Origin of the sequence: Aquibium pacificum, assembly GCF_040839445.1 — a bacterium.
GTDB lineage: Bacteria > Pseudomonadota > Alphaproteobacteria > Rhizobiales > Rhizobiaceae > Aquibium > Aquibium pacificus.
Genome location: NZ_JBDPGJ010000002.1, coordinates 1,155,687 through 1,180,861 on the forward strand (window position 1 = coordinate 1,155,687; position 25,175 = coordinate 1,180,861).

The 25,175-nt window shown below is 66.0% G+C and carries 31 protein-coding genes and 1 riboswitch; of the genes, 16 read left to right on the top strand and 15 right to left on the bottom strand.

The annotated features are described in order from the left end of the window. Position 1: 1 nt before the first annotated feature. The 5 genes from ABGN05_RS12010 to ABGN05_RS12030 form a co-directional block, all read right to left on the bottom strand. Positions 2 to 232, bottom strand: coding sequence for a sulfurtransferase TusA family protein (locus ABGN05_RS12010; protein WP_367954236.1), 231 nt, complete (start codon positions 230 to 232; stop codon positions 2 to 4). A 10-nt stretch (positions 233 to 242) separates the two neighbouring features. Further along, a complete protein-coding gene (locus ABGN05_RS12015) occupies positions 243 to 1,532 on the bottom strand; it encodes a L,D-transpeptidase family protein (protein WP_367954237.1) in 1,290 nt (429 codons plus the stop codon). 215 nt (positions 1,533 to 1,747) lie between these two features. Then, on the bottom strand, positions 1,748 to 2,698 hold the full coding sequence (locus ABGN05_RS12020; RefSeq protein WP_367954238.1) for an acetyl-CoA carboxylase carboxyltransferase subunit alpha: 951 nt from the start codon (positions 2,696 to 2,698) through the stop codon (positions 1,748 to 1,750). A gap of 105 nt (positions 2,699 to 2,803) precedes the next feature. Further along, positions 2,804 to 3,724 (bottom strand): site-specific tyrosine recombinase XerD, encoded by a 921-nt coding sequence (locus ABGN05_RS12025; RefSeq protein WP_367954239.1) that lies wholly within the window; start codon positions 3,722 to 3,724, stop codon positions 2,804 to 2,806. Positions 3,725 to 3,740: 16 nt separating this feature from the next. Then, positions 3,741 to 3,890: a histidine kinase gene (locus tag ABGN05_RS12030; protein WP_072607438.1), complete on the bottom strand. Its 150-nt coding sequence runs from the start codon at positions 3,888 to 3,890 to the stop codon at positions 3,741 to 3,743. 143 nt (positions 3,891 to 4,033) lie between these two features. Between ABGN05_RS12030 and ABGN05_RS12035 the strand changes: the two genes are divergently transcribed. From ABGN05_RS12035 to ABGN05_RS12055, 5 genes are all read left to right on the top strand, one after another. Further along, complete coding sequence (locus ABGN05_RS12035) at positions 4,034 to 4,624, top strand: shikimate kinase (protein WP_367954240.1); 591 nt, start codon at positions 4,034 to 4,036, stop codon at positions 4,622 to 4,624. Then, entirely contained in the window at positions 4,624 to 5,754 is a 1,131-nt protein-coding gene (gene aroB / locus ABGN05_RS12040; RefSeq protein ID WP_367954241.1) for a 3-dehydroquinate synthase, read from the top strand. Before ABGN05_RS12035 ends, aroB begins: the two co-directional genes overlap by 1 nt. Next, a complete protein-coding gene (locus ABGN05_RS12045; RefSeq protein ID WP_367954242.1) occupies positions 5,751 to 7,037 on the top strand; it encodes an HlyC/CorC family transporter in 1,287 nt (428 codons plus the stop codon). The genes aroB and ABGN05_RS12045 overlap by 4 nt, the downstream gene beginning before the upstream one ends. A 94-nt stretch (positions 7,038 to 7,131) precedes the next feature. Beyond that, the gene (locus ABGN05_RS12050) at positions 7,132 to 7,368 is read left to right on the top strand and encodes a type II toxin-antitoxin system Phd/YefM family antitoxin (protein ID WP_367954243.1); all 237 of its coding nucleotides are present in this window, start codon (positions 7,132 to 7,134) and stop codon (positions 7,366 to 7,368) included. After that, complete coding sequence (locus ABGN05_RS12055; RefSeq protein WP_367954244.1) at positions 7,365 to 7,763, top strand: type II toxin-antitoxin system VapC family toxin; 399 nt, start codon at positions 7,365 to 7,367, stop codon at positions 7,761 to 7,763. Before ABGN05_RS12050 ends, ABGN05_RS12055 begins: the two co-directional genes overlap by 4 nt. 6 nt (positions 7,764 to 7,769) lie before the next feature. Here ABGN05_RS12055 and ABGN05_RS12060 read toward each other — a convergent pair whose 3' ends face one another. After that, positions 7,770 to 8,072 carry a BolA family protein gene (locus ABGN05_RS12060; protein ID WP_367954245.1) on the bottom strand — a complete coding sequence of 101 codons (303 nt, stop codon included), beginning with the start codon at positions 8,070 to 8,072 and terminating at the stop codon, positions 7,770 to 7,772. Positions 8,073 to 8,196: 124 nt separating this feature from the next. On the opposite strand from ABGN05_RS12060, the gene ABGN05_RS12065 reads away from it, so the two are divergent. From ABGN05_RS12065 to ABGN05_RS12080, 4 genes are all read left to right on the top strand, one after another. Then, positions 8,197 to 8,811 carry a J domain-containing protein gene (locus tag ABGN05_RS12065; protein ID WP_367954246.1) on the top strand — a complete coding sequence of 205 codons (615 nt, stop codon included), beginning with the start codon at positions 8,197 to 8,199 and terminating at the stop codon, positions 8,809 to 8,811. A gap of 84 nt (positions 8,812 to 8,895) precedes the next feature. Continuing rightward, a complete protein-coding gene (gene cobS, locus ABGN05_RS12070; RefSeq protein WP_367954247.1) occupies positions 8,896 to 9,882 on the top strand; it encodes a cobaltochelatase subunit CobS in 987 nt (328 codons plus the stop codon). A 12-nt stretch (positions 9,883 to 9,894) separates the two neighbouring features. Beyond that, a complete protein-coding gene (gene cobT, locus ABGN05_RS12075) occupies positions 9,895 to 11,799 on the top strand; it encodes a cobaltochelatase subunit CobT (RefSeq protein ID WP_367954248.1) in 1,905 nt (634 codons plus the stop codon). A gap of 71 nt (positions 11,800 to 11,870) precedes the next feature. Beyond that, a complete protein-coding gene (locus ABGN05_RS12080; RefSeq protein ID WP_373695931.1) occupies positions 11,871 to 12,827 on the top strand; it encodes an esterase-like activity of phytase family protein in 957 nt (318 codons plus the stop codon). A 26-nt stretch (positions 12,828 to 12,853) separates the two neighbouring features. Here ABGN05_RS12080 and ABGN05_RS12085 read toward each other — a convergent pair whose 3' ends face one another. The 4 genes from ABGN05_RS12085 to ABGN05_RS12100 all read right to left on the bottom strand — a co-directional run bounded on the left by ABGN05_RS12085 (position 12,854) and on the right by ABGN05_RS12100 (position 15,127). Continuing rightward, positions 12,854 to 13,528: a spermidine synthase gene (locus tag ABGN05_RS12085; RefSeq protein ID WP_367954250.1), complete on the bottom strand. Its 675-nt coding sequence runs from the start codon at positions 13,526 to 13,528 to the stop codon at positions 12,854 to 12,856. A gap of 68 nt (positions 13,529 to 13,596) precedes the next feature. Then, entirely contained in the window at positions 13,597 to 14,223 is a 627-nt protein-coding gene (locus ABGN05_RS12090) for a queuosine precursor transporter (protein WP_367954251.1), read from the bottom strand. Between the two features lie 78 nt (positions 14,224 to 14,301). After that, positions 14,302 to 14,598 (bottom strand): 50S ribosomal protein L28, encoded by a 297-nt coding sequence (gene rpmB, locus ABGN05_RS12095; RefSeq protein ID WP_367954252.1) that lies wholly within the window; start codon positions 14,596 to 14,598, stop codon positions 14,302 to 14,304. Between the two features lie 262 nt (positions 14,599 to 14,860). Beyond that, positions 14,861 to 15,127 carry a hypothetical protein gene (locus ABGN05_RS12100; RefSeq protein WP_367954253.1) on the bottom strand — a complete coding sequence of 89 codons (267 nt, stop codon included), beginning with the start codon at positions 15,125 to 15,127 and terminating at the stop codon, positions 14,861 to 14,863. A 194-nt stretch (positions 15,128 to 15,321) separates the two neighbouring features. Between ABGN05_RS12100 and ABGN05_RS12105 the strand changes: the two genes are divergently transcribed. From ABGN05_RS12105 to ABGN05_RS12115, 3 genes are read left to right on the top strand one after another with little or no spacing between them, the layout of a single operon-like run. Continuing rightward, on the top strand, positions 15,322 to 16,116 hold the full coding sequence (locus ABGN05_RS12105) for a DUF3108 domain-containing protein (protein ID WP_367954254.1): 795 nt from the start codon (positions 15,322 to 15,324) through the stop codon (positions 16,114 to 16,116). Positions 16,117 to 16,154: 38 nt separating this feature from the next. After that, the gene (gene yddG, locus ABGN05_RS12110; RefSeq protein WP_367954255.1) at positions 16,155 to 17,048 is read left to right on the top strand and encodes an aromatic amino acid exporter YddG; all 894 of its coding nucleotides are present in this window, start codon (positions 16,155 to 16,157) and stop codon (positions 17,046 to 17,048) included. Continuing rightward, positions 17,045 to 17,716, top strand: coding sequence for a lysoplasmalogenase family protein (locus ABGN05_RS12115; protein ID WP_367954256.1), 672 nt, complete (start codon positions 17,045 to 17,047; stop codon positions 17,714 to 17,716). The genes yddG and ABGN05_RS12115 overlap by 4 nt, the downstream gene beginning before the upstream one ends. Here the strand turns inward: ABGN05_RS12115 and ABGN05_RS12120 are convergent. Continuing rightward, a complete protein-coding gene (locus ABGN05_RS12120; RefSeq protein WP_367954257.1) occupies positions 17,691 to 18,143 on the bottom strand; it encodes a cupin domain-containing protein in 453 nt (150 codons plus the stop codon). The genes ABGN05_RS12115 and ABGN05_RS12120 overlap by 26 nt on opposite strands. Continuing rightward, complete coding sequence (gloB, locus tag ABGN05_RS12125) at positions 18,143 to 18,910, bottom strand: hydroxyacylglutathione hydrolase (RefSeq protein WP_367954258.1); 768 nt, start codon at positions 18,908 to 18,910, stop codon at positions 18,143 to 18,145. The genes ABGN05_RS12120 and gloB overlap by 1 nt, the downstream gene beginning before the upstream one ends. Before the next feature lie 101 nt (positions 18,911 to 19,011). Between gloB and ABGN05_RS12130 the strand changes: the two genes are divergently transcribed. Both ABGN05_RS12130 and ABGN05_RS12135 read left to right on the top strand, forming a co-directional pair. Next, positions 19,012 to 19,767 (top strand): class I SAM-dependent methyltransferase, encoded by a 756-nt coding sequence (locus ABGN05_RS12130; RefSeq protein WP_367954259.1) that lies wholly within the window; start codon positions 19,012 to 19,014, stop codon positions 19,765 to 19,767. A gap of 44 nt (positions 19,768 to 19,811) precedes the next feature. Then, positions 19,812 to 20,003 (top strand): hypothetical protein, encoded by a 192-nt coding sequence (locus ABGN05_RS12135; RefSeq protein WP_367954260.1) that lies wholly within the window; start codon positions 19,812 to 19,814, stop codon positions 20,001 to 20,003. Between the two features lie 7 nt (positions 20,004 to 20,010). Here ABGN05_RS12135 and metW read toward each other — a convergent pair whose 3' ends face one another. Continuing rightward, a complete protein-coding gene (metW, locus tag ABGN05_RS12140; RefSeq protein ID WP_367954261.1) occupies positions 20,011 to 20,625 on the bottom strand; it encodes a methionine biosynthesis protein MetW in 615 nt (204 codons plus the stop codon). After that, entirely contained in the window at positions 20,622 to 21,797 is a 1,176-nt protein-coding gene (gene metX / locus ABGN05_RS12145) for a homoserine O-acetyltransferase MetX (RefSeq protein ID WP_367954262.1), read from the bottom strand. Before metX ends, metW begins: the two co-directional genes overlap by 4 nt. 54 nt (positions 21,798 to 21,851) lie before the next feature. Then, positions 21,852 to 21,929: riboswitch (SAM riboswitch) on the bottom strand. A gap of 99 nt (positions 21,930 to 22,028) precedes the next feature. Between metX and hisC the strand changes: the two genes are divergently transcribed. Together hisC and ABGN05_RS12155 are read left to right on the top strand one after the other, a co-directional pair. Next, positions 22,029 to 23,129: a histidinol-phosphate transaminase gene (gene hisC, locus ABGN05_RS12150; RefSeq protein WP_367954263.1), complete on the top strand. Its 1,101-nt coding sequence runs from the start codon at positions 22,029 to 22,031 to the stop codon at positions 23,127 to 23,129. Continuing rightward, a complete protein-coding gene (locus ABGN05_RS12155; RefSeq protein WP_367954264.1) occupies positions 23,129 to 24,064 on the top strand; it encodes a prephenate/arogenate dehydrogenase family protein in 936 nt (311 codons plus the stop codon). The genes hisC and ABGN05_RS12155 overlap by 1 nt, the downstream gene beginning before the upstream one ends. 74 nt (positions 24,065 to 24,138) lie before the next feature. On the opposite strand, the gene ABGN05_RS12160 is transcribed toward ABGN05_RS12155, so the two are convergent. Further along, on the bottom strand, positions 24,139 to 25,134 hold the full coding sequence (locus ABGN05_RS12160) for a DUF2125 domain-containing protein (protein ID WP_367954265.1): 996 nt from the start codon (positions 25,132 to 25,134) through the stop codon (positions 24,139 to 24,141). Between the last annotated feature and the right edge of the window lie 41 nt (positions 25,135 to 25,175).

Consider the following 25,175-nt stretch of genomic DNA (forward strand, 5'->3'; position numbering starts at 1 on the left):
TTCAACCCCGTTCTATCAGAAACCGGTGCCCCCCGGCCACGCTCAGGCTCTCGACGAGCCGGTGGCCGCTCTCAGTGCAGAAGGCGGGGATGTCGATGACGGCGAGCGGGTCCGTGGTCTCGACCCAGAGGAGGCCGCCCGGCGGCAGGTCGGCGAGACGCCGCCGTGTCTTCAAAACGGGCAGGGGACAGTTGAGCCCCCTGAGGTCGTAGACGTCCTGCGGCCCGGCCACGGGGAAGGCGTCAGCTGCCGAACAGGTTGCCGAACGACCCGACGCGCTTGCGCACCGCGCCGAAGAGGCCGCCTCCCGCCTCGTCGGTCTCGACCGTCTCGGCGGCGGGCGCGGGCTCGGCCGCGGCGGTTTCGGCGGCTTTCGCCGCCTCCTCCGCCTGGGCGGCCGCAATCTTCGCGGCTTCCGCCTCGGCGGCCTTGAGGGCTGCCGCGGCCTTTTTCTGTTCCTCGGCCTTCCTCGCTTCGGCTTCCTTCGCCTCGATCTCGGCCATGCGGCGTCCGGCGGGCGAATCGATGCGTCCCATCTGCGCCGTGGTCAAGACCACGGTGCCGTCGGGGGCGAGCGACGGCGGCTCCATCGGCACGCGTTCGCCGCGGGAACGCTTCTTCGACCATTCGGCGACGAGTTTCGCTTCCTGAAGGCCGCCGATGGTGGGGCGCGGCGGATTGGACGCGCCTCTGGCGGCATGCGAGGCGAAGGCGTTGTCGAACTGGCTCTTGTAGCTCTGGTAGGCCGACATGAGGGCCTCCGGCTGGCTCATCGGCGGGCAGGCCGCCGTCGGCTGGAAGGTCGCGCCGTTTTCCGGGATGCGGTTGAAGACGTAGCGCTTGTCGCAGACGTCGACCTTGGGCGGAACCTTCGTGATCTCGAAGTGGTCGTAGCCTTCCTTCAGCATGCTCCAGAACGCGTAGTTCGGATCGTCTTTGTAGCGCGCCATGTTCTCGGGCGTCATTCGGAAGGGAAAAGCCTGGATCTGGAACTCGGTCTGGCCGCCGCGGAAGGCGTCGCGGGCGAAGGCGTAGATTTCCTCGACCTGCGCGTCGGTCATGGAATAGCAGCCCGAAGACGAGCAGGCGCCGTGCACCATGAGGTTCGAGCCGGTGCGGCCGTGGGCGCGGTCGTAGGCGTTGGGATAGCCCATGTTGAACGCCAGATGATAGCTGGACTGCGGGTTCAACTGGGAAGGCCGCACGTTATAGAAGCCCTCCGGCGCCTGCCGGTCGCCTTCGACGAACTTGGGTCCGAGCTTGCCGGACCATTTGCAGATGTCGTAGGTCGCGATGAGATCGTAGCGGCCGGACTTCTTCTGCTTCCAGATCTCGAGCTTGCCCTCTTCCTTGAAGACACGCGCCATCACCGGCGCGTCCTTCTCCATCCCCTTGGCCTGCATGGAGGCCAGGATTTGCTCGGGAAGCTGCTTGTTGGCCTTGATCCCGGCGGAGTTCAGGGTGGTTTCGGTGCAGCCCGCAACCGCGAGCGCGGCGGCTAGCAAGCTGATCCGGGTGATGCTGGCAATCATGCTCAAGACTTCAAACCTGCGTTCGCGGTAGCGGAGGCCGGGCAGACGCCGCGGCCGATCCGCGGGAACGTTAAGGCCGTTAACCTTGAGAATTGCTTACTGCAAGGTCCGGTCCGCCCCTCTCACGCAAACGTCATAGAGCCATAGGATTGTCGATTTTATGGCGGGAGCGCTGCATGGCCGCATACGGCGGAGGGTTCGTTCCGCCAGAGCGGCTAAATGTCCCGCCCGATCGACAGGAACTTCTCGCGGCGGTGCTCGCGGTAGTCCATGTTCGCGCCAGCGAGTTCGCCGAACGCCTTTTCGATCTGTTCGCCCACGGACTTGATCGCCGTTTCGGGTCCGCGGTGGGCGCCGCCCAGCGGTTCGGCGACAATGCCGTCGATTACCTTCATGTCGAGGAGATCCTTGGCGGTGATCTTCATCGACGTCGCGGCGTCGCGGGCGCGGGTGGAATCGTGCCAGAGGATCGAGGCCGCTCCCTCCGGCGAGATGACCGAATAGATCGAGTGCTCGAGCATGTAGACCTTGTTGGCGGTGGCGATCGCGATGGCGCCGCCCGAGCCGCCTTCGCCGATGACGACCGAGACCACCGGCACCTTGAGGCCCAGCGAGGCCGAGGTCGAGCGGGCGATCGCCTCGGCCTGCCCGCGTTCCTCGGCGCCGATGCCGGGATAGGCACCCGCCGTATCCACCAGCGTCACGAGGCGGACCTTGAACCTGTCGGCGAGTTCCATGATGCGTACGGCCTTGCGATAGCCTTCTGGCCGCGCCATGCCGAAATTGTGTTGCAGGCGGCTCTTCGTATCGGCGCCCTTCTCCTGACCGAGGATCGCCACCGGTTCGCCGCGGAACCGCGCGAAGCCGCCGATGATGGCCTCGTCGTCGCCGTAGAGGCGATCACCGGCAAGCGGTGTGAAGTCGGTGAACAGGGCGCCGACGTAGTCGAGGCAGTGCGGCCGGTCCGGATGACGGGCCACCTGCGCCTTCTGCCAGGGCTGGAGCGCCTTGTAGATGTCGCGCAGCGCGTCGTTCGAACGCTTCTCGAGCCGCGCTATCTCGTCGGCGACATCGACGGACTCGCCGCTCTCCGAGAGCTTCTTCAGCTCCAGGATCTGTCCTTCCAGATCGGCAACGGGTTTTTCGAATTCGAGATAATTATACATTCGCTACTGGACCGACGCCGCCTCGGGCCCGTGAAATCGCATACCGGGACGTTGGCTCAACGTCCCTACGGGCTGAAAAGTTGCCCCCACATAGCGTTCGGGGGCTTAGTCGGCAAGCGGATGGTGGTCATTCACCAGCCTGACCAGCCGTTCCTCCAGCACGTGTGTGTAAATCTGCGTGGTCGAGATGTCGGCGTGGCCGAGCAGCAGCTGCACGGCCCGCAGATCCGCGCCGTTTTGAAGAAGGTGGCTGGCGAACGCATGGCGAATGACGTGCGGCGAGATGGCCGCCACGGGAACGCCCGCGCGCGCGGCAAGCGCCTTCAGGTCGCGCGCGAAAACCTGCCGCGGCAGGTATCCCGTCTCCGAGCGGGCCGGGAAAAGCCAGGGGCTTTCGGCATGAGCCGGATCTTCCGCTCTCACGCGTAGCCAGGCCGACATGGCCGCCCGCGCCTTGGCCGACAGCGGCACCATGCGCTCCTTGTCGCCCTTTCCCCGCACGACGAAGAAGCGGTCGTCCCGCAGCGCCACCCCAAGCGGCAGCCCGACGAGTTCGGTGACGCGCAGGCCGGTGGCGTAGAGCACCTCGACGAGCGCATGCAGCCGGACAGCCGCCTCCCGCGAAATGCCAGGCGGGGGTGCTGCCGCTTCCGCCTCGGCGAGTTCGATGAGACGGCCGGTATCGGCCTCGTTCAGCGTCTTGGGCAGGGACCTCGGCTTCCGCGGACCTTCCGCCGTCCCGGTCGGGTCGTCCGGCCGAATGCCCTCCGAATAGAGGAAGCGGAAGAACTGCCGCAGCGCGGAAAGCTTCCTCGCCTGCGTCGAGGCCGCGAAGCCCTGCGCTGCGATCCCTTCGAGATGCGCCCTGACGTCGAGCACCGAGGCGTGCGCCAGGCCGCGGTCCTTCGGCATCGAGGCATGGGCATCCTCGAGATCACGGCGATAGGCGTCGAGCGTGTTGGCCGCGGCCCCCCGTTCGGCGCTCATCATTTCCAGGAATGCTTCGATCGCGGCGTTGCTGTTCATGGCCGGGGAGTGCGCGTCATTCGCGCGGGTTGAGCCTTTCGGCAGGAATGCGCACGGTCATCTCGCCCTTGTTGGGCTCGACGAAGGTGACGAGCGCGAACATCGCGCCATAAGCGATCCCGACCAGTATTGCGATCGTCACAAGAAACCGAAAAAGGGTCGGCATTTTTTTGTTGTAACCCCATTCACGTCCCGCCGCTTTCCTTATGCGTTGCGGGTCAGGCTATTTCAACCCTCGCAGGGGGTGGCGGCTTGCTTGACGCCGCCGGCCTTTTCATGTGCATACCTCGCTTCGAGGGAAAGAGACCGATGAACGCCGTGGCCGAAGCCGCCGACCTGAAGCTGCGAGAAAAGCTCGGCAGCCGCTCGATCGTCTTCGTGGGGCTGATGGGAGCGGGCAAGACGGCGATCGGGCGCAAGGTCGCGCAGATTCTGGGCATGCCCTTCATCGACAGCGACCACGAGATCGAGACCGTTTCGCGCATGACCATCCCGGAACTGTTCGACCTGTACGGCGAACCGGAGTTCCGGTCCCTGGAGCGCCGCGTGATCGCCCGCTTGATCGAGGAAGGCGGCCGTGTCGTGTCCACGGGCGGCGGCGCCTTCATGAACGAGGAGACGCGCAGCGCGATCGCCGCGAACGGCGTCTCGATCTGGCTGAAGGCGGATCTGGACGTGCTCATGGAGAGGGTCGTCAAGAACCGGAACAGGCCGCTTTTGAGGAATCCGGACCCGAGGGCGGTGATGCAGCGGCTCATGAACGACCGCTATCCCGTCTACGCGCTAGCCGACGTCACCGTCCTCACCCGCGCCGAGTCCAAGGAAGTCATCGCCGACGAGGCGATCGCGGCGCTGGCCGCGTACCTCGATGGTTCGCGAACGGTGAAGGACGACGCGTGATGGGCAATCCTGTCGACGGCGAACCCGTACGGGTGGAGGTGGGGCTCGGGGACCGCGCCTACGACATCCTTATCGGCTCCGGCCTCGCCGGACGGGCGGGACTGGAGATCGCAGCGCGCATGCCCGGCGTGCGCGCGGCAATCGTCACCGACGAGAACGTCGCGGCTGCGCATCTGGACGCGTTTTCGAGCGGTCTCGCATCGGCGGGGATAACTTCCACGCCCATTATTCTCGCTCCTGGCGAACGCACCAAGAGTTTTGAGTGTCTTGAGGAGGTCGTGAACGGTGTCCTGTCCGCCCGGCTGGAGCGCCGTGACATCGTCGTCGCGCTCGGCGGCGGCGTGGTCGGCGACCTCGCCGGTTTCGCCTCCGGCATCGTGCGGCGCGGCATGCGCTTCGTTCAGGTGCCGACCTCGCTGCTCGCCCAGGTGGACTCCTCCGTCGGCGGCAAGACCGGCATCAACACCGCGCAGGGAAAGAACCTCGTCGGGCTCTTCCACCAGCCGCAACTCGTGCTCGCCGATACCGACGTGCTCGACACCTTGCCGGAGCGCGAGTTCCGGGCCGGCTACGCCGAAGTGGCCAAATACGGGCTCATCGACCGGCCGGCCTTCTTCGAGTGGCTGGAGGCGAACTGGCGAGAGGTCTTCGCCGGCGGTCCGGCGCGCACGCGGGCGATCGCCGAATCCTGCCGCGCGAAGGCCGAAGTGGTGGCGCGCGACGAGTTCGAGACCGGCGACCGCGCGCTGCTCAACCTAGGCCACACCTTCGGCCACGCCCTGGAGGCGGCGGTCGGCTACGACGGCTCGCGGCTGGTACACGGGGAGGGCGTGGCAATCGGCATGGCCCTGGCCCACCGCTTCTCCGCGCGGCTCAATCAGTGCAGCCCGGACGACGCCGCGCGGGTTGAAAGACACCTGTCTACCGTGGGACTGCCCACCCGCATGGCAGACATTCCGGGCGGGCTTCCTGACGCCGAGCGCCTCCTGTCCTATATTGCACAGGACAAGAAGGTCACGCGCGGCGCACTGACCTTCATCCTGACCCACGGAGTCGGGCAGTCCTTCATCGCGAAGGACGTGCCGGCTTCCGAAGTCCTATCGTTCCTATGGGAGAACCATCCAGGATGACGACGGAATTATGGGTGGTCGGCGGCATCATTCTCGTGCTGATCATCTTCTCGTTCCTATTCTCGGGGACGGAGACCGGGATGACGGCCGTCTCGCGGGCCCGCCTTCACTCGCTGGCAGCGGGGGGAGATCCCCGCGCCACCGTCGTGGAGCGCCTGATCGAGCGCAAGGACCGGCTCGTCGGGGCGCTGCTGATCGGCAACAACCTCGTCAACATCCTGGCGTCGGCGCTCGCCACCAGCGTGCTCTTGTCGATCTTCGGGGACAGCGGCGTTGTCTATGCCACCATCGGCATGACCGTGCTTCTCGTCATCTTCTCCGAGATCCTGCCGAAATCGCTGGCGCTGTTTCGGCCGGAGCAGTTCGCGCTTTTCGTCTCGCCCTTCGCGCGGGTCATCGTCTTCATCCTCGGCCCGGTCTCCAGCATGGCGAACCTCGTCGTGCGCGGCATCCTGCAGCTCTTCGGCATCAACCTGGGACGGGACGCGCCGATGGTTTCCGCCCACGAGGAACTGCGCGGCACCGTGGAGGTCCTGCACCGCGAGGGCGCCTTCGTGAAGCAGGACCGGGACAGGGTCGGCGGCCTGCTCGACCTCGCCGAGCTCGAGGTCTCCGACATCATGATCCACCGGACGGCCATGCGGATGGTCAATGCCGACTCTCCGGCCGACGTCGTGGTGCGTGACATCCTGCAGAGCCCATACACACGCATGCCGCTCTACAAGGGCGAGACCGACAACATCGTCGGCGTCGTCCACGCCAAGGATCTGCTGCGCGCGCTGCACGAAATCGGCAATGATCCGACGCGGATCGACATCATGGAAGTGGCGAGAAAACCCTGGTTCGTGCCCGACACGACCACCCTGCGGGATCAGCTAAACGCCTTCCTCAGGCGCAAGGCGCACATTGCCATCGTCGTCGACGAATATGGCGAGGTCGAAGGACTGGTCACGCTGGAAGACATCATCGAGGAGATCGTCGGAGAGATCGCCGACGAACACGACATCGACATGCAGGGCGTCAAGCAGGAGGCGGACGGCTCCGTGGTGGTCGATGGCGGGGTACCGATCCGCGACCTGAACCGTGCGCTCGACTGGAACCTGCCTGATGACGAGGCGACCACCATCGCCGGCCTCGTCATCCACGAGGCGCAGATGATCCCGGAGGAAAAGCAGGCCTTCACCTTCCACGGCAAGCGCTTCATCGTCATGAAGCGCAACCGCAACCGCATCGTGAAGCTCAGGATCCGGCCACTGGAAACGAGCCTGGTGAAGGGGGTCTAGCGCGGACTGCTGCGCTGTCCAGTCGTATTTGACCCTGGTCATTGACCATGGTCACTGCTGGTCTTATCCTTTTTGGGACGTAAGGAATGCGGCGATGGCCGAGCATGTCTCAAAGTCCAGGTTCAAGGCAAAGGCGCTCGAGTATTTCAGGCGAGTGGAGGCCAGTGGCGAACCCATCGTAATCACCGAGCGGGGAAAGCCGACGCTCGAGCTACGACGCCTTCAAGCCGATCGACCTGGTCCCAGCGAAGCACTCAAGGGCAGCGTGCTGTGGTATGATGATCCATTCGCTCCTGCCGTGGACGAAGAGGAGTGGGAATCGCTGGGATGATCCTGCTGGATACGCACGTGTTGGTATGGTGGGCGGGAGGCGACATCCAGAAACTGAGCGAACAGGCTTCGCGTGCGTTGGTGGCGGCGCAGGACGACGGGCGAATATATGTCTCGGCGATTTCCGCCTGGGAGATTGCAGCACTTGTGGCACGCGGCCGGATTGGCTTGGCTCTGGAGCCGCAGGCTTGGCTTGATGAGGTTGGTCGGTCGAAGGCCGTCGAATTTGTCCCCTTGGACAATTCGATCGCCGTCCAATCTACGCGCCTGCCCGGCGATTTTCACAAGGATCCGGCCGATCGCTTCATCGTGGCCACCAGCCGCCACATTGGTGTTCCGGTGGTGACGGCCGACGACAAGATCCTTCACTACGAGCATGTGAGGACTATCTGGTAGTCCCGTTCACCACCGCGTGGGTTCGCCCGGCGCGGCGGGTTCCACGGCCAGCGCATGCACGCCGCCTGCCAGTTCGTCGGCCAGAAGTTCGTTGACCGCGCGGTGACGCTCGATGCGGCTCATCCCGGAGAAGGCGGGCGCGACGATGCGGACGCGGAAATGGGTCTCGCCCTTGCCGTCGAATTCCTCGTGGTGGCCGGATTCGACATGATGGTGGCCGGCGTGCAAATGACTTTCGTTCATCACCGCGAGGCGTTCGGGCGAGAACCTGTCCCGGAGCTTGGATTCGATGCGCGACTGTATGGACATGAGGGTGTACTCCCACCATATGCGAAAATCTCTGCGCCGGGGGGCGCAAATCGGGGGTTAGGGGCATCCTTCCCGAAAAGTCAATTCTTGTATCGCGGTGCGAAGCACCCATAATCGGTCCGCCATGAAGCCGAACTCGAAACTCTTCGACCGGATTCGCATCCGCCCCGACCCGGATGCGGAAGTGAAGTCGCGTTCGCCGCAATGCCAGTGGGACGGCTGCGCGGAGGCGGGGCTGCACAAGGCGCCGGTCGGCCGCATGAAGGAAGGGGAGTACTTCCGCTTCTGCCTCGACCACGTGCGCGCCTACAACAAGGGCTACAACTACTTTTCCGGGCTCGGCGACACAGATATCGCGCGCTTCCAGAAAGAAGCCCTGACGGGCCATCGCCCGACCTGGACGATGGGGATCAACAGCAGCGCCAAGAGCAGCCCCGACTTCGCGCAGAAGCGGTCGGGCCGTGCGGCCTACTACAGGAACGTGCGCGATCCCTTCAACCTGTTCGGCGGAGAGGAACGCCTGCAGCCGAAGCCGCGCCGGGCCAAGCCGCTTGAGGCCAAGGCGCTGGAAACGCTTGGTCTTGACGACAAAGCGACTGGCGCCGACATCAAGGCGCGCTATAAGGAACTGGTGAAGCGCCATCATCCCGATGCGAATGGTGGCGACCGGGGTTCGGAAGACCGGTTCCGCGACGTGGTCCAGGCCTACCGTGTGCTCAAACAATCGGGTTTCTGTTGAGCGCGGCGTCTGCTAAGGACAGCCCCCGAAAAGCAAGGACAATATGAACGGCAGCGCCCGTACGGCCGGTGCGCCGGAGGCATGATGAACAAGATCGATCGCGATATCGCCAATCTTCCCGACACCACCGTATCGGTCAAGGAGGTCTTCGGATTCGAATCCAGCATGGTGGTGCCGGCCTACTCGGTCGCCGACCCGCACGTGCCGGACGTCGATCCGGACTACCTGTTCGACCGCGAGACGACCATGGCCATCCTGGCCGGCTTCGCCTTCAACAGGCGCGTCATGATCTCGGGCTACCACGGCACGGGCAAATCGACCCACATCGAGCAGGTGGCCGCGCGGCTCAACTGGCCGATGGTGCGCGTCAACCTCGACAGCCATGTCAGCCGCATCGATCTCGTCGGCAAGGACGCGATCGTGCTCAAGGAAGGCAAGCAGGTCACGGAGTTCCGCGACGGTATCCTGCCCTGGGCCTACCAGCACAACGTGGCGCTCTGCTTCGACGAGTACGACGCCGGACGGCCCGACGTCATGTTCGTGATCCAGCGGGTGCTGGAATCCTCCGGGCGCCTGACGCTGCTCGACCAGAGCCGCGTTATCCGGCCGCACCCCGCCTTCCGCCTGTTCGCCACCGCCAACACGGTGGGCCTCGGCGACACGACCGGCCTCTACCACGGCACCCAGCAGATCAACCAGGCGCAGATGGACCGCTGGTCGATCGTCACGACGCTGAATTACCTGCCGCACGACAACGAGGTGAACATCGTGCTGGCCAAGGCCAAGCACTACCGCAACGACAAAGGCCGTGACATCGTCAACAGGATGGTGCGCGTCGCCGACATGACCCGCTCGGCCTTCATGAACGGCGATCTGGCCACCGTCATGAGCCCGCGCACCGTCATCACCTGGGCCGAGAACGCCGAGATCTTCGGCGACGTCGGCCACGCCTTCCGCCTCACCTTCCTCAACAAGTGCGACGAACTCGAACGCGCGCTGGTCGCCGAGTTCTACCAGCGCGTCTTCGGCGAGGAACTGAAGGAAAGCGCGGCGAACGTGGTGCTGGGGTAGCCAGCCGCGATCATGGCAGGTCCCGGAGACAATCAGCGCGGCGGCAAGCCGAAATCGGGCGGCGAAGGCGAGGCCTTCAAGCGCGCCGTGACCGTTTGCATGCGTGCGATCTCCGGCGACCACGACATGGAAATCTCATTCGCCAAGGACAAGCCGGCGCTCGCGGGTCACCGTGCAAGGCTGCCCGAACTGCCCAAGCGGCCTACGAAAGCCGACATAGCCATCACCCGCGGGCTCGGCGATTCCATGGCCCTGCGCCGCGCCTGCCACGACAGCGCGGTCCACAATCGCCTCGCGCCCGAAGGCAAGCAGGCGCGCGCCATCTTCGACGCCGTCGAACAGGCGCGCGTGGAAGCCATCGGTTCGCGCGCCATGACGGGCGTGGCCGACAACATCGCCTCCATGTTGGAGGACAAGTTCCAGAAGGCAAACCTCGCCGGCGTCACCGAGCAGGCCGACGCGCCGCTCGAGGAGGCGGTCGCCCTCATGGTGCGCGAAAGGTTGACCGGGCGGGCCGCTCCGAAGAGCGGCGAGAAGCTGGTCGGCCTGTGGCGCGACTGGATCGAGGACAAGGCCGGCGAGGACATCGACGGACTTGCCGGCAAGCTGGACGACCAGAACGCGTTCGCCCGCGTCGTGCGCGACATGCTCGCCTCCATGGACATGGCGGAGGAGCTCGGCGACGAGGACCAGTCGGACGATAGCGACGATAGCGACGACCAGCCCGAAGGCGAGGATCAGAGCGAGGAAGGCGGCGAGGAGGACAAGGGCGCGGACCAGTCCGAATCGGAAGAGTCCGACCAGTCGAGCGAGGACCAGGAGGCCGGCGAGAGCGAGGCGAGCGACGCCGACGCCGAGGACGTGGTGGACGAAGAGGACGTCGACGCCGAGACGCCCGGCGAGGCCAAGCGACCCGACTTTCCGTATTCGAACCTGCCGCCCGACTTCGACTACAAGATCTTCACCACCGCCTTCGACGAGATGATCGGCGCCGAGGAGCTCTGCGACGAGGAAGAGCTCGACCGGCTGCGCGCGTTTCTGGACAAGCAGCTGACCAACCTGCAAGGCGTTGTCGGGCGACTGGCTAACCGGCTTCAGCGCCGCCTGATGGCGCAGCAGAACCGCTCCTGGGACTTCGACCTGGAAGAAGGGTATCTCGATCCGGCGCGCCTCGTGCGCGTCGTCATCGACCCGATGCAACCGCTTTCCTTCAAGCAGGAGCGCGACACCAAGTTCCGCGACACCGTTGTTACCCTTCTTCTCGACAATTCGGGCTCGATGCGCGGCCGGCCGATCACGGTCGCCGCCACCTGTGCCGACATCCTGGCGCGCACGCTGGAGCGCTGCGGCGTCTCGGTCGAGATTCTTGGCTTCACCACGCGCGCCTGGAAAGGCGGGCAGGCGCGCGAGAAGTGGCTGAAGGACGGCAAGCCACCCAATCCCGGCCGCCTCAACGACCTGCGCCACATCATCTATAAGTCGGCCGATGCGCCCTGGCGCCGCGCGCGGCGCAATCTCGGCCTGATGATGCGCGAGGGGCTGCTGAAGGAGAACATCGACGGGGAGGCGCTCTTGTGGGCGCATCAGCGCCTCATCGCGCGGCGCGAGCAGCGCAAGATCTTGATGATGATCTCCGACGGTGCCCCGGTCGACGATTCGACGCTGTCGGTGAACCCCGGCAACTACCTCGAACGACACCTGCGCGCCGTCATCGACCTGATCGAGACTCGGTCGCCGGTGGAACTCATCGCCATCGGCATCGGCCACGACGTCACGCGCTACTACCGCAAGGCGGTGACCATCGTCGATGCCGAGGAGCTTGCCGGCGCCATGACCGAGCAGCTCGCTTCCCTGTTTGCCGACGAGGGAGCCGAGGCTCCGCGGCGCGGGGGCGTTCCGATGCGCCGCGCCGGCTGACACCCTTGGCAGCCCGACCGCTTTTCCGCGTCGCAGCGATCTTCCTGGCTTCGGCATGCGCGTTCGGCGCAATGCCAAGGGCGATGGCGGAGCCCGCCGAAGTCGAACGCCTCACGATCAGGGCCTGGCCGATAAAGCAGTTCAGGATCGGTTCTGACGAGACGCGTTTCGGTTCGCTGGAATTCGCCGGTGGCCTTGAGATGACCTCCCGGGACCGGGATTTCGGCGCGCTCTCGGCCTTCCGCTTCCTCGAACCCGGAACCCGCTTCGTCGGCGTGGCCGACACCGGCTTCTGGTTCTTCGGCACCGTCGCGCGGGACGAGACCGGCCGGCCGACCGGTTTCGAGAATTTCACCATGCAGCAGATGGTGGACGACGACGGCGACGTCATCGGAGAAAAGTGGAACACCGACGCGGAGGGCCTGGCGGTGCGCGACGGCATCGCCACCGTCGGTTTCGAGCGGGAGCACCGCGTCTCCGAGTTCCGGCTGGCACCCGAGGACATGAAGGCGCCGCTGCGCGACGTCGATTTCCTCGTTCCCGCCCACGAATTGCGCCGCAACCGAGGCTTCGAGACGATCACCTTCGCCCATCCGCACGGCATCCACGAAGGCGCGCGGGTGGTGGTGTCGGAGAAGAGCCTCGACACGAAGGGCAACATCTTCGCCGCGATCATCGAGGGTCCGGCCAGGGGCGTCTTCACGGTCGCCCGCCGAGGCGAGTTCGACATCACCGACGGGGCATTCCTGCCCGACGGCGACCTCCTGCTCCTCGAGCGAAGCTATTCCGTTGGTAAGGGCGTCGGCCTAAGGCTGCGCCGCATCTATGGCGAGAGCATCATGCCCGGCGAACTTGCCGACGGGCCGATCCTGATGGAAGCTGACATGGGCTACCAGATCGACAATATGGAAGGCATGGACGTCTGGCGCCGCGACGACGGCGCCCTGATGGTGTCGCTCGTCTCGGACGACAACCACTCGCTGCTGCAGAGGAACCTCTACCTGGAGTTTATCCTGCACGAAGATTGAGAGTGGAGTGGCCCCACTGCGTCCGCTCACGCCGGCCTGACCGCCACCCACACCACATGCCGCGCGCCGCGCTTGCCGGTAGCACGCACCTTTTCTTCCGTGACCTCGAAGCCCGCCCGCAACAGTCGGCGCGTGAAACCCGCGTCCGGTCCCGAAGACCAGACCGACAGCACCCCGCCCGGCCGCAGGGCACGGAACGCGGCGCTTAAGCCGGCGGCGGCGTAAAGCGCGTCGTTCGAGCTGCGGCTGAGACCTTCGGGGCCGTTGTCTACGTCGAGAAGGATGGCGTCCCAGGCGCCCGCGGCGGCGCGGATCGGAAGGCCGACATCGGTCTCCTCCACGCTCACGCGCGGATCGTCGAGGCAGCCTTGCAGAACCACCGCCATCGGCCCGCGCGCCCAGGCGACCACGGCCGGCACCAGTTCGGCTACCGTCACGCTCGCGGGGCCGAGTTCCGCGAGGGCCGCTCGGAGCGTAAAGCCCATGCCCAGCCCGCCGATGAGGATCGCCGGTTCCGGGCGGTCGCCGAGCCTTGCCAGCGCGAGCCTCGCCAGCGCCTCCTCCGAGCCGCCCATGCGGCTGTTCATCAGCTCGTTCGTGCCCAGCATAATGGAAAACTCGGCGCCGCGCCGCTTGAGGCGCAATTCCGCTCCGGGCTCGCCGGGCACCGGCGCCGAGTCGAGCTGGACCCAGGGGATCACGGGCTGTTCGGCGCGTAAGCCGCGCAGGCGGCGGACGTCGCTGCTTGCTCGACCGAGGCCCGCGTCATCTACCGCGATGCCGCGTAAGGCTCGGGCCGCAGCACCGAAAGCAGGGCGCCGTAGGGCACCAGCATGGCGAGCCCGATCAGGATCTTGACGCAGAAGTCGCCGATGGCCAGCGACACCCACAGCGGCACCTCGCCGCCCAGGAAGGCCACGGGGAAGGCGAGCGACCCGTCCTCCATGCCGAACACGGCGTCGATGCCGGAGAAGGCGGCCGAAAAGGCGAGACCGAAGAAAAGGACCGTGTCCAGCACCGAGCCGATCAGTGTCGAGATGAACGGCGCCTGCCACCACGCGTTGCCGCGCAGCCGGTCGAAGATCGAGGCGTCGAGCAACTGCGCCGCCAGGAACGCCGTGCCGGAGGCGAACGCGATGCGCGGCGTCGCCAGCCAGACCGAAAGGACGACCGCGATGACGAAGCCGGCCAGCACCACCTTGCGCGCGGCGCGGGGGCCGAAGCGGCGGTTGGTCAGGTCGTTGACGAGGAAGGCGACCGGATAGGTGAAGGCACCCCATGTCAGGATCTCGCCCAGCCCGAAATGCGCGAACGGATACTGGACGAGGAAGTTGGAGGCGGCGACCACGGCCGCCATGGCCACGACGAACGGCAGGATGCGATGCGTGCTTGTCATTTTTTTATCCTGGGTGATGGAACCAGAAAGGCGGGCTACGGCCCGCCTTGCGCGATGAACCGGACGGAAGAGGGCGGATCAGGCCGCCTGCTGTTCCGCCAGCTTCTTGGTGATCTGCTTCTTCAGCAGGCGGGCCCGCTGCGAGAGCTCGGCATTGTCGGCCTTGATCAGGAAGGCGTCGAGGCCGCCGCGATGCTCGACCGAACGCAGCGCGTTGGCGGAGATCCGCAGGCGCACGTTCTGGTTCAGCGCTTCCGAGATCAGCGTCACGTTGACGAGGTTCGGGAGGAAGCGGCGACGCGTCTTGTTGTTGGCGTGGCTCACATTGTTGCCGTACAGGACGGCCTTGGCGGTCAGTTCGCAAGCGCGTGACATGGTTTCTTACCTTCGGTTCTCTGCCGGACCAATCGACCCACCCGCGCCAGACCGGTTGGCGCGCGGGAAATGTCAGGCGGCCTCATTGGAAAAAGTCGCGCCTGCATAGTGGCAAACGGCCGGATCGTCAAGCGAGATGCCGTTCCTTATGTGCCCTACCGAGAACTGGAAGAGTTCAAGAGCAAGCTTGGTTCTCCGTTTCCTCGCCAGTGGCAACGTCCATGACGTGGTCGGCCTTTCCGATCGGCGGCGAGGCGCCTCTCTACTCTAGGGTCCGATCGGCCTCCTGTTCGATGATGACATCGAGTGTGACCATCCCTGCATCCAAATCGGTGGCGGCAGTGTGAATTATGCGCTGTACCCGGTACAAATCGGCAAGAAGCACTCCTGCTTCATCGCGCTTCCCGTCGCGCGAAAACGCGACAAACTCCCCGACACGCGGCACCTCCTGGAACGTTCGCACCACCAGCCATCCCGCTGCGGAAACGCCGTCTCCATCTCCAATCTTGATATGACAGCTTACCGACATGAACACTCCCTCGCTTTCGGCTAAAGTACATGAGAATTCGGAAGCCGTCGCGGCACTCGCGTCCACCACGCATGACCCGACCTGGGTTCCGCCATCGATACGCCATACCAAACCTTTGCCGCATTCGAACCGCTACTGGGTCTCCAAGGGATGAAGTAGCGCCGGTCGCGCCCTATCTCCGGATGATGATCAAGATGACACGACTTCCCTTCGTGGCTGGTGCCGCGTATGCAACCCTGCTCGCAGGCACCGCTTTCCAGGCCGGCGCCGCGGCGCCCTCCACCGTCCAGTCGGAATACGCCGTTTCGCTCTATGGCCTGACGCTGGCGAAATCGAGCTTCCGCAGCACGATCACCTCGGGAGGCTACGAACTCGACGGCACGCTGCGGAGCGCCGGGCTTGCCAGCGTCTTCGACGACACCGTCGGCACGGTCCGGGTGAGCGGCCGCTTCGGCAGCGAAATGCCGCGCCCCGACGCCTATGCCGTCGACTACGTCTCGGGAAAGAAGAAGAAGAATACCCGCATCACCTTCTCCGGCGGCAACGTCGCGAGTGCGCAGAATACGCCGCCGGTGCGGACGAACCGGCCGGGCTGGATCCCAGTTGCGATGGGGCACCTGGCGAACGTGGCCGACCCGCTGTCGGCGACCCTGGTGCCGGCTGCGAGCCCTGACGATGTCTGCCGGCGCACCATCCGCATCTTCGACGGCGCGATGCGGGCCGACCTGCGGCTGACGCCGGCCGGCAGCGGCGAGATATCGATCCCTGGCTACGAGGGCGCGACCGTCAGATGCACGGCGAGCTTCGTTCCGGTCTCCGGCTTCCAGCAGGGCAAGGACTCCATCGAATACCTGCGCGACCGGGCCCGTATTACGGTGGCCTTTGCGCCGGTCGGCGCCACCGGTGTATATGCGCCCGTCGAAGCGTCGGTCTCGACCAAGATCGGCACGGTCCAGGTCAGGGCGCTGCGCTTCGAAGCCATAGAATAGCCGGAAGCCAGCCGCTTCCGGCCCTGCGGGAGCGTGGAATGGGACGGGCGACGCTGATCGGCTTCTCGGCCGTGATGATGTGGGCGCTTCTGGCGCTCTTCACCGATGCATCCGGCGCGGTGCCGCCGTTCCAGCTTTCAGCCATGTGCTTTTCCATCGGCGCCGGCGTGGGGCTCGTCGCGCGCGCCTTCGGACCGGCGGCGAAAGCCGCAGCGCCGATCCCGCCGCTGGTGTGGGTGATCGGCATCGGCGGCCTCTTCGGCTACCACTTCTTCTACTTCACTGCGCTGCGCAACGCGCCGGCGGTCGAGGCCAGCCTCATCGCCTATCTCTGGCCGCTGCTGATCGTGCTCGGTTCCGCGCTGATGCCGGGGGAACGCCTCGGCTGGCATCACGTCGTCGGCGCGCTGATGGGGCTCGCCGGCACGGGTCTCATTGTGTCGAGGGGAGGGGGCTTCGAATTCGAGAGCCGCTACGTGTTCGGATATGCCATGGCCGGCCTGTGCGCGGTCTTCTGGTCGTCCTATTCGCTGTTGTCGCGCCGCTTCGACGACGTGCCGACCAGCATCGTGACCTGGTTCTGCGCGGCGACGGCGCTTTTGTCGCTCGTCTGCCATCTGGCGCTCGAGGAGACTGTCTGGCCGGCCGGCGCGGGCGAGTGGCTGGCGGTCGCAGGCCTCGGCCTGATGCCGGTCGGCGCTGCCTTCTACGCCTGGGACCACGGCGTCAAGCGCGGCAACATCCAGGTGCTGGGCGCGGCGAGCTATGCCGCGCCGCTGCTGTCCACCATCATCCTGATCGGCTTCGGCTTCGCCGAACCGACGCTTGCGATCGTCGGCGCCTGCCTGCTGATCACGGCCGGCGCGGCGCTGGCGGCGAAGAACATGCTCTTCAGACCGGCGAGGCCCGCCGTGGCGGAGTTGGGCGAATGATGCCGTTCCCCGGCGGACCGGAGGCCCTGCCCAACGGCACCCTGCTGCTCTCCGTCGCGGCGGCGGTGCTCTATCTTTTCATGACGGGACGCGAGCCGTCCTGGCGGCGCACGCTTGCAAAGACCGCGTCGACGGCGCTTCTGGCCGTGCTCGCCTTCGTTGTCGGCGGACCCGTCCTGCTCGTCGTGGCGCTGGTCCTCAGCGCGGCCGGCGACGCCTTCCTCGCGCACGAGGGCGAACCCGCCTTCATGGCGGGGCTCGGCAGCTTTCTTGCCGCGCACATCGCCTACATCGTGCTTTTCGCGCAGTCCGGCGCCGGTCCGGCCGTTCTCTTTGCCGAGCCGTGGCGTCTTGCCGCCGCACTGCTGATGCTCGCCTTCTCCGTGGGCATGTTCCTTCGGCTGCGGCCTGCCTTGCCTGCGGCCCTGCTCGCGCCGGTCGCGGTCTATGTCGCGGCGATCCTCGGCATGGGCGTCTTCGCGCTGACGCTGCCGTCATGGGTCGTGATCGCCGGCGCGGTCCTGTTCATGGCGTCGGATGCGATCCTCGCTGTGGGACGGTTCCTGATCGCCGAAACCTCGCCGCGGCAGGCGATCGTCCGCCCTGCCGTATGGATCCTCTACTACATTGCGCAGGCAGCGATCACATTGGGCTTCCTGCTCGGCTGATCCCCGGTTCCCAGCCTTCAGGCGCCATCTCGAAGGCCGCGAAGTCGAAACCGGGCGCCACCGTGCAGCCGACCAGCGTGAAGGCTCCGAGGCTTCTGGCCGACTGCCACGCACCCGCCGGCACCACCGCCTGCGGTCGCTGGCCGGCAACGATGTCCGGCCCGAGCGTCGTCGCGGATGCCGGCGCCTGCCCGTCCGAGACGAGCAGTTCGAGCGGCGCGCCGGCATAGAAGTGCCAGACCTCCGCCGCGTCCCGAACCCTGTGCCATGCCGAGACCTGTCCGCGTTCGAGCAGGAAATAGATCGCCGTCGAGTGGCCGCGTTCGTCGGCCGCGCCGTCGCGAAAAGTCTCGACGTACCAGCCGCCTTCGGGATGCGGCCGCATGCCGAGCGCCTGCACGATCCGGCGCGGATCGGCGTCGCCCATCAGAAGACGTCCTTGCGCTTGCGGATCTCGGCAAACACCGCTTCGTCGCTGGCGCCCTCCATGCCGAGATTGCGCCGGATCACCGGATCGTGCGCGCGCATGAAGGGGTTCGTCGCCATCTCCTCCATCAGCGTCGTGGGCAGCGTCGGCTTCTCCGCCGCGCGCAGCCTGTCGATCCCGGCCGCGCGCTCCTTCAGCGCCGAATTCGTCGGATCGACCGACAGCGCGAAGCGGGCGTTTGCCTGCGTGTATTCGTGTCCGCAATAGATCACCGTGTGCAGCGGCAGCGCCGCAAGCTTCTTCAGCGAATCGAACATCTGCGGCGGCTTGCATTCGAACAGCCGCCCGCAACCGAGCGCGAACAGCGTGTCGCCGGTGAAGGAGATCTTCGATTGCGGGAAATGGTAGCAGACATGTCCCGCCGTGTGGCCGGGCGTGGAGATCACCCGCACCTCCTCGTTGCCGAACGCGAAGGTGTCGTTGTCCTTCACCGTCCGGTCGATGCCGGGGATCTTCGCCGCTTCCGCCTCGGGCCCGATGATGGTCAGCCCGAACCTCTCCTTCAGCGCCAGATTGGCCTCGACGTGGTCGCCGTGGTGGTGCGTCGTCAGGATCACCGTCGGCTTCCAGCCGGTACGCTCGATCGCCGCCAGGATCGGGCGTTCCTCCGGCGCGTCGATGATCGCAGTCGCGCCGCTGTCGGGATCGTGCGCGAGCACGCCGAAATTGTCGCTGCGGCACATGAACTGCTCGATCTGCAGAGCCATTCGCATCTCCTCGTGATTTCGAGGGAAACGATAGGGCGCGTTCCACTATCGCGCCACCCCTTCCTTGCGGAGTACGGCGGGCATGGATACCGTCCGCGCCCATGTACTGCGACATCGTCGACCTGCGTTCCTTCTATTCCACCACGCTTGGCCGCCTGGCCGAGCGGTCGATCGCGATGGCGCTGTCCAGCGTTTGGGCCGGCCTGCCGAACGAGCGCCTCGTGGGCCTGGGCTACGCCCTGCCGTGGCTGGACCGCTTCGGAACCGAGGCGGAGCGCGTCTTTGCCTTCATGCCGGCCTCCCAGGGCGCCATCAACTGGCCGCCCAACGGCCCATCCGCCACGGCGCTGGTCTTCGACGAGGAACTGCCGCTGTTCGATTCCTCCATCGACCGCATGCTCCTGGTGCACGCGCTCGAACACGCGGAGAACCCGCGCGAGACCCTGATGGAGATCTGGCGCGTGCTCGCCCCCGGCGGTCGGCTCATAATCGTGGTGCCCAACCGGCGCGGCGTCTGGGCGCGCTTCGAGCACACGCCCTTCGGCACCGGGCGCCCCTGGTCGCGTGGCCAACTGACGACTTTGTTGCGGGAGACGAATTTCACCCCCTCCGCCTGGAGCGAGGCGCTGCTCTTTCCTCCGTCCAGGAAGCGCTGGGTCCTGCGCTTCCATCAGATCCTGGAGCGCAGCGGGCGCCGCTTCTGGCCGATGTTCTGCGGCGTGCTCATCGTGGAAGCCCAGAAGCGCCTCTACCAGGGCCTGCCGGTTGCCCAGCGCGCCTCGCGCCGCGTCTTCGTGCCCGTGCTGGCACCCCAAGGCGCAAGCGCAGCGCGCGAGGGAGACTTAACGCAGCGTTAACCATGTTTTCTGATCATTCCTCCGGGCTTCCGGGGGATTCGGCCATGGTTTTCTGGCGCTTCGATCAGAAGACGACGCTGCTCACCATCATTCGCGAACTTCACGCGCGCGGTGTTTCGCTGGACGACATCGACGTCAGGCTCTGCGAGATCGGACCGGTCGATCTGGACCTCCTGCGCGAGTGCTTCCACGAGATTACAGCCGAAATCGCCGGCGGCGAGCCGGTCGCCGCGTGATTGCCGATCAGCGCTTCAGAACGAACACGGCCTGCTGACCGAAGAAATTCCAGAACCACCACGGCATCGACACCCCGATCGAATGTCCGTCGCGGTCGAGCGCCATGGCGCTTTCCACCGTCGCGCCGATCTCGTCGCACAGGGCGATGAAGTCGCGGATGGTGCAGAAGTGAATGTTGGGCGTGTCGTACCAGCTGTACGAAAGCTCGCGTGTCACGGGCATGCGCCCGCGAAACAGGAGCGAGAGGCGCACCTGCCAGAAGCCGAAATTGGGGAACGAGACGATCGCCCGCTCTCCAATCCGCAGCAGTTCCCTCAGCACCTCCTTGGGGTTCCGTGTCGCCTGCAGCGTCTGGGACAGGATCACGTAGTCGAAGCCCTTGTCCGGATAGAAGACGAGATCGGTGTCGGCGTCGCCCTGGATCACCGAAAGACCGCGCGCGACGCTCTCGTTGACGCCGCGCTGCGAGATCTCGACGCCGCGCCCGTCAACCTGCTTGTCGAGTTCCAGGTACTCCAGCAGTTCGCCGTCGCCACAGCCGACGTCGAGCACGCGCGCGCGGGGCTTGATGAAGTCCGCGATGACCTTGAGGTCGATGCGGGGTCCGTTGCGGCCGGTCATGCGAGTTCCTCCAGTCCCCGAGCGCGCGCCGCGGAGCGCAGGAAGCCGCTGATGGCGGCGAAGAGTTCCGGCTCGTCCAGCAGGAAGGCGTCGTGGCCGCGGTCGGTCTCGATCTCGACGAAGGAGACCGAAGCGCCGGCTGCGTTCAGCGCATGCACGATGGTGCGGCTTTCCTCGGTCGGGAACAGCCAGTCGCTGGTGAAGGACACGAGACAGAAGCGCGTCTTGGTGCCGGCGAAGGCGTCCGCCAGCCTTCCGCCGTGGTCGGCGGCGAGGTCGAAATAGTCCATCGCCCGCGTCATGTAGAGGTAGGAATTCGCGTCGAAGCGGTCGACGAAGCTCATGCCCTGGTGGCGCAGGTAGCTCTCGATCTGAAAGTCGGCGTCGAAGCCGAAGGTCAGCGCTTCGCGGTCTTGGAGATTGCGGCCGAACTTGCGGTGCAATGCCGCCTCGGACAGATAGGTGATGTGGGCGGCCATGCGGGCCACGGCGAGTCCCTTCTCGGGCCGCTTGCCAGCCTCGATGTAGCGCCCGCCGCACCAGTCGGGATCCGCCATGACGGCCTGCCGTCCGACCTCGTGGAAGGCAATGTTCTGCGAGGAATGCCGCGCGCCGGTGGCGATCGGCAGCGCGGTCAGCACGCGCTCGGGATAGCTCGACGCCCATTCGAGCACCTGCATGCCGCCCATCGAGCCGCCGATCACCGAAAAGAGCCGGTCGATGCCCAGATGGTCGACCAGCATGACCTGCGCGCGCACCATGTCGCGGATGGTCACCACCGGCAGGTCCAGCCCCCAGGGCTTGCCGGTATGAGGATTTATCGAGGCCGGCCCGGTCGAGCCGAGGCAGCCGCCGAGGACGTTGGAACAGATGACGAAGAAGCGGTCGGTGTCGATGATCTTGCCGGGGCCGATCAGCACTTCCCACCAGCCCGGCTTGCCGGTCACCGGATTGGGATTGGCGACGTGCTGGTCTCCCGTCAGCGCATGGCAGATCAGGACGGCGTTCGAGCGCGCCTCGTTCAGCGTGCCGTAGGTCTGGTAGGCGATCTGGAACGGCGACAGCGTCTTGCCGGAATCGAGCCGGAGCGGCTGGTCGGGTCCGAAGCGAACGACGAGGCTCGTCGGCTCGTTGGCTTCGTTGTTCGAGGTGCGGACGCGCGGGGCGGCCATGTCACTTCCTTCCACCGACGAAAAAAAACCGGCATTGCGCTAAGGCAAGCCGGTTACGATCCGCAATCGGCCCTTTAGCGAGTTGTTTAACGTGGCTGCAAGCCGACCGGCCAAATCACCACGACGTTCGGCCCGCTTATTATCCCCGTCGTCCCTTTGCGTCAACTTCAAAGCTTTGCTAGAGCAAGCCGCCTTCCGGCACAGCCAGCCTCTTCCGACAGGACCGCCACCATGACAGAGCTACAGCGTCCCGAGCCAAAACCCGGCGTCATGGACATCGCGGCCTACGTGCCGGGAAAGAGCGCAGCGCCGGCCGGCGTGAAGACGGTCTACAAGCTCTCGTCCAACGAAAGCCCGCTCGGCGCCTCGCCGAAGGCGATCGAGGCGGTCAGGGACGTCGCCGACAGGCTCGAATTCTATCCCGACGGTTCGGCCACGCGACTGCGCGATGCAATCGCCGAGGTGCACGGGCTGAACCCGGCCAACATCATCTGCTCGAACGGTTCGGACGAGGTGCTGGGGCTGCTGGCGCTCACCTACCTCCAGCCGGGCGACGAGGCGATCTTCACCGAGCACGGCTTCCTCGTCTACCGCATCTACACCCAGGCAGCGAGCGCGGTTCCGGTCGCCGTCAAGGAGACAGACGAGACCGCCGACGTCGATGCCATCCTGGCTGCGGTGACCGACAAGACGAAGATCGTCTTCCTCGCCAACCCCAACAACCCGACCGGCACCTACATCCCCTTCGAGGAAGTACGGCGCCTGCATGCGGCGCTGCCGAAGCACGTGCTCCTGGTGCTCGACGCGGCCTATGCCGAATACGTGCGGCGCAACGACTACGAGTCCGGCATGGAACTCGTCGCGTCCTCCCAGAACGTCGTCATGACCCGTACCTTCTCCAAGATCCACGGGCTCGGTGGCGCCCGCCTCGGCTGGATGTACGCGCCGGCTCACATCATCGACGCGCTGAACCGCGTGCGCGGCCCGTTCAACGTCAACGCCGTCGCGATCGAGGCCGGCATCGCCGCGATCCGCGACCGCGCCCACGTCGAACAAGCCGTCGCGCACAACGACAAATGGCTCGCCTGGCTGACGGAGGAACTGACGAAGCTCGGCCTCAGGGTCACCCCGAGCGTCGGCAACTTCGTGCTCATCCACTTCCCCGACGAGGCGCAATCCGCCGCGGCGGCCGACGACTATCTCACGCAGCGCGGCTACATCCTGCGCCGCGTGACGGGTTACGGCTTCCCCAACGCGCTGCGCATGACGATCGGCACAGAAGAGGCGAACCGCGGCGTGGTGGCGGCGCTGGCCGAGTTCCTGAAATCGTGATGCCCGAACCGCTTTTCGAACGCGTCGCGCTCGTTGGCATTGGCCTCATCGGTTCCTCGCTGGCGCATGTCATCCGCCGCGAGGGTCTCGCCGGAGCGGTCGCGATCTCGACGCGCAGCGCCACGACGCTCGCCCGGGCGGAAGAGCTCCGTCTGGGCGACGAATATCATGCCGATCCGAAGGGCGCCGTTGCCGGCGCCGACCTCGTCATCGTCTCCGTGCCGGTCGGTTCCTCCGGCGAGGTGGCGCGCGCCATCGCGCCGGCCCTGAAACCCGGCGCCATCCTCACCGACGTGGGCTCGACCAAGGCCTCCGTCATCGCCCAAATGATGCCCGAGGTGCCCGAAGGCGTGCACTTCATTCCGGGGCATCCGATCGCGGGCACGGAACGTTCGGGCCCGGACGCAGGCTTCGCCGAGCTCTTCGAGAATCGCTGGTGCATCCTCACCCCGCCGCCCGGAGCCGATCCGCAGGCGGTGGAAAGACTGTCGGAGTTCTGGCGCCGCTGCGGCTCCAACATCGACACGATGGACCCCGAGCACCACGATATGGTGCTGGCGATCGTCTCCCACCTGCCGCACATCATCGCCTACAACATCGTCGGAACGGCGGACGACCTGGAATCGGTGACGAAGTCGGAAGTCATCAAGTACTCCGCCTCGGGCTTCCGCGACTTCACCCGCCTCGCGGCCTCGGATCCCACGATGTGGCGCGACGTGTGCCTGCACAATCGCGACGCCATCCTGGAAATGCTGGCGCGTTTTTCCGAAGACCTCGCCTCGCTGCAGCGCGCGGTCCGCTGGGGCGACGGCGACAAGCTCTTCGACCTCTTCACCCGAACCCGCGCCATCCGCCGCTCCATCATCGAGGCCGGCCAGGAAATCGACGTTCCCGACTTCGGCCGCCAGGCGGTGGCGCACCCGGAGAAGGCGTGACGGCGGGAACTCGGCATTAAGCGGTGTCGGAGTGATCTGGGCGAACGAGCCCGGACGCAGCGTTCTTGTTCCCCTCACTTCAGCGCCGGCACCCGCCCCAGGTTGATGAAGGCGATTCGGGCGACACTTTTTTCGATCGTGAGAGGGAGGGAAGGGCTGTCGCCGAGCATGGCGAAGCCGCTCAGCGCAGCCTGGATGCGTTCCCTCTCGGACGGCAGCGCCTCCCCCAGTCTGGCGGCGACTGTCGCGGGCTTGTTGACGGTGATCTGAAGGCTGGCGTCCACCAGCCCCTGCGGATCGATGGCGACGGGACCTGAGACGGTCACCCCCGCGTCCTCGCCGAGCGAGACCGTCACGCTTCTGAGCACGATGCTCGTGCCGCGCAGGCTCTCCGTCCGTCGCGCGAACCGCTCGACGCCGTCCTCGACGGTCAGGTCCAGGCTGATCAGCGGCAACAGGATGGCTTCGTCCATCCCCGCCGGTACGATGCTGACGTGGCGCGCCTCCATAGCGACGTCGACGTCGCCGGAGTTGCGCCGCATGTGGGCCGCGCCCGTCGCGGCCTTGACGGTGACGGGCAGATCGTTGCCTTCCGGGTCGGCGTCCACGGCTATCGCGCGCATGGTAATGGATGCGCGTTCGGGCAGGGGCTGCGCCACCGACGCGCTGAACCGCATGTCGCTGGCGCTGGCGCTCACCCCCGGCTGGCGGCCGGGGTAGCCGATATGGAGCGCGTCGAGCTCTCCGATGATCCTGAACGGATCGTAAACCTGCGCGGCGGTCCTCAGGCCCTCGCCCCTGACCTCCACATTGCCTTTTGCATCGGTGACGCCGATCCGGTCGCAGAAGAGACCGATGCGGAAGGGATAGCCCCGCGCTTCCCGGTTGGCGCAGAGTGCCACGCCGCCGTCGCGCTCGATACGGGCGATCGCCTTGCCGGCCTCCGCGTCGAGGAGTGAGGCCATGTAGAACCAGCCGGCGGTATAGAGCCCGATGACGGCGACGATGGCGATCGCCAGCCAGGCAAACCTGCGGCTGTAGCCCCTCGCCGGCCTTTCCCTTGACGCCATCGGTTTGCCCTCGCTAACCCTCGTCCGCCGGGCCGCCCCGG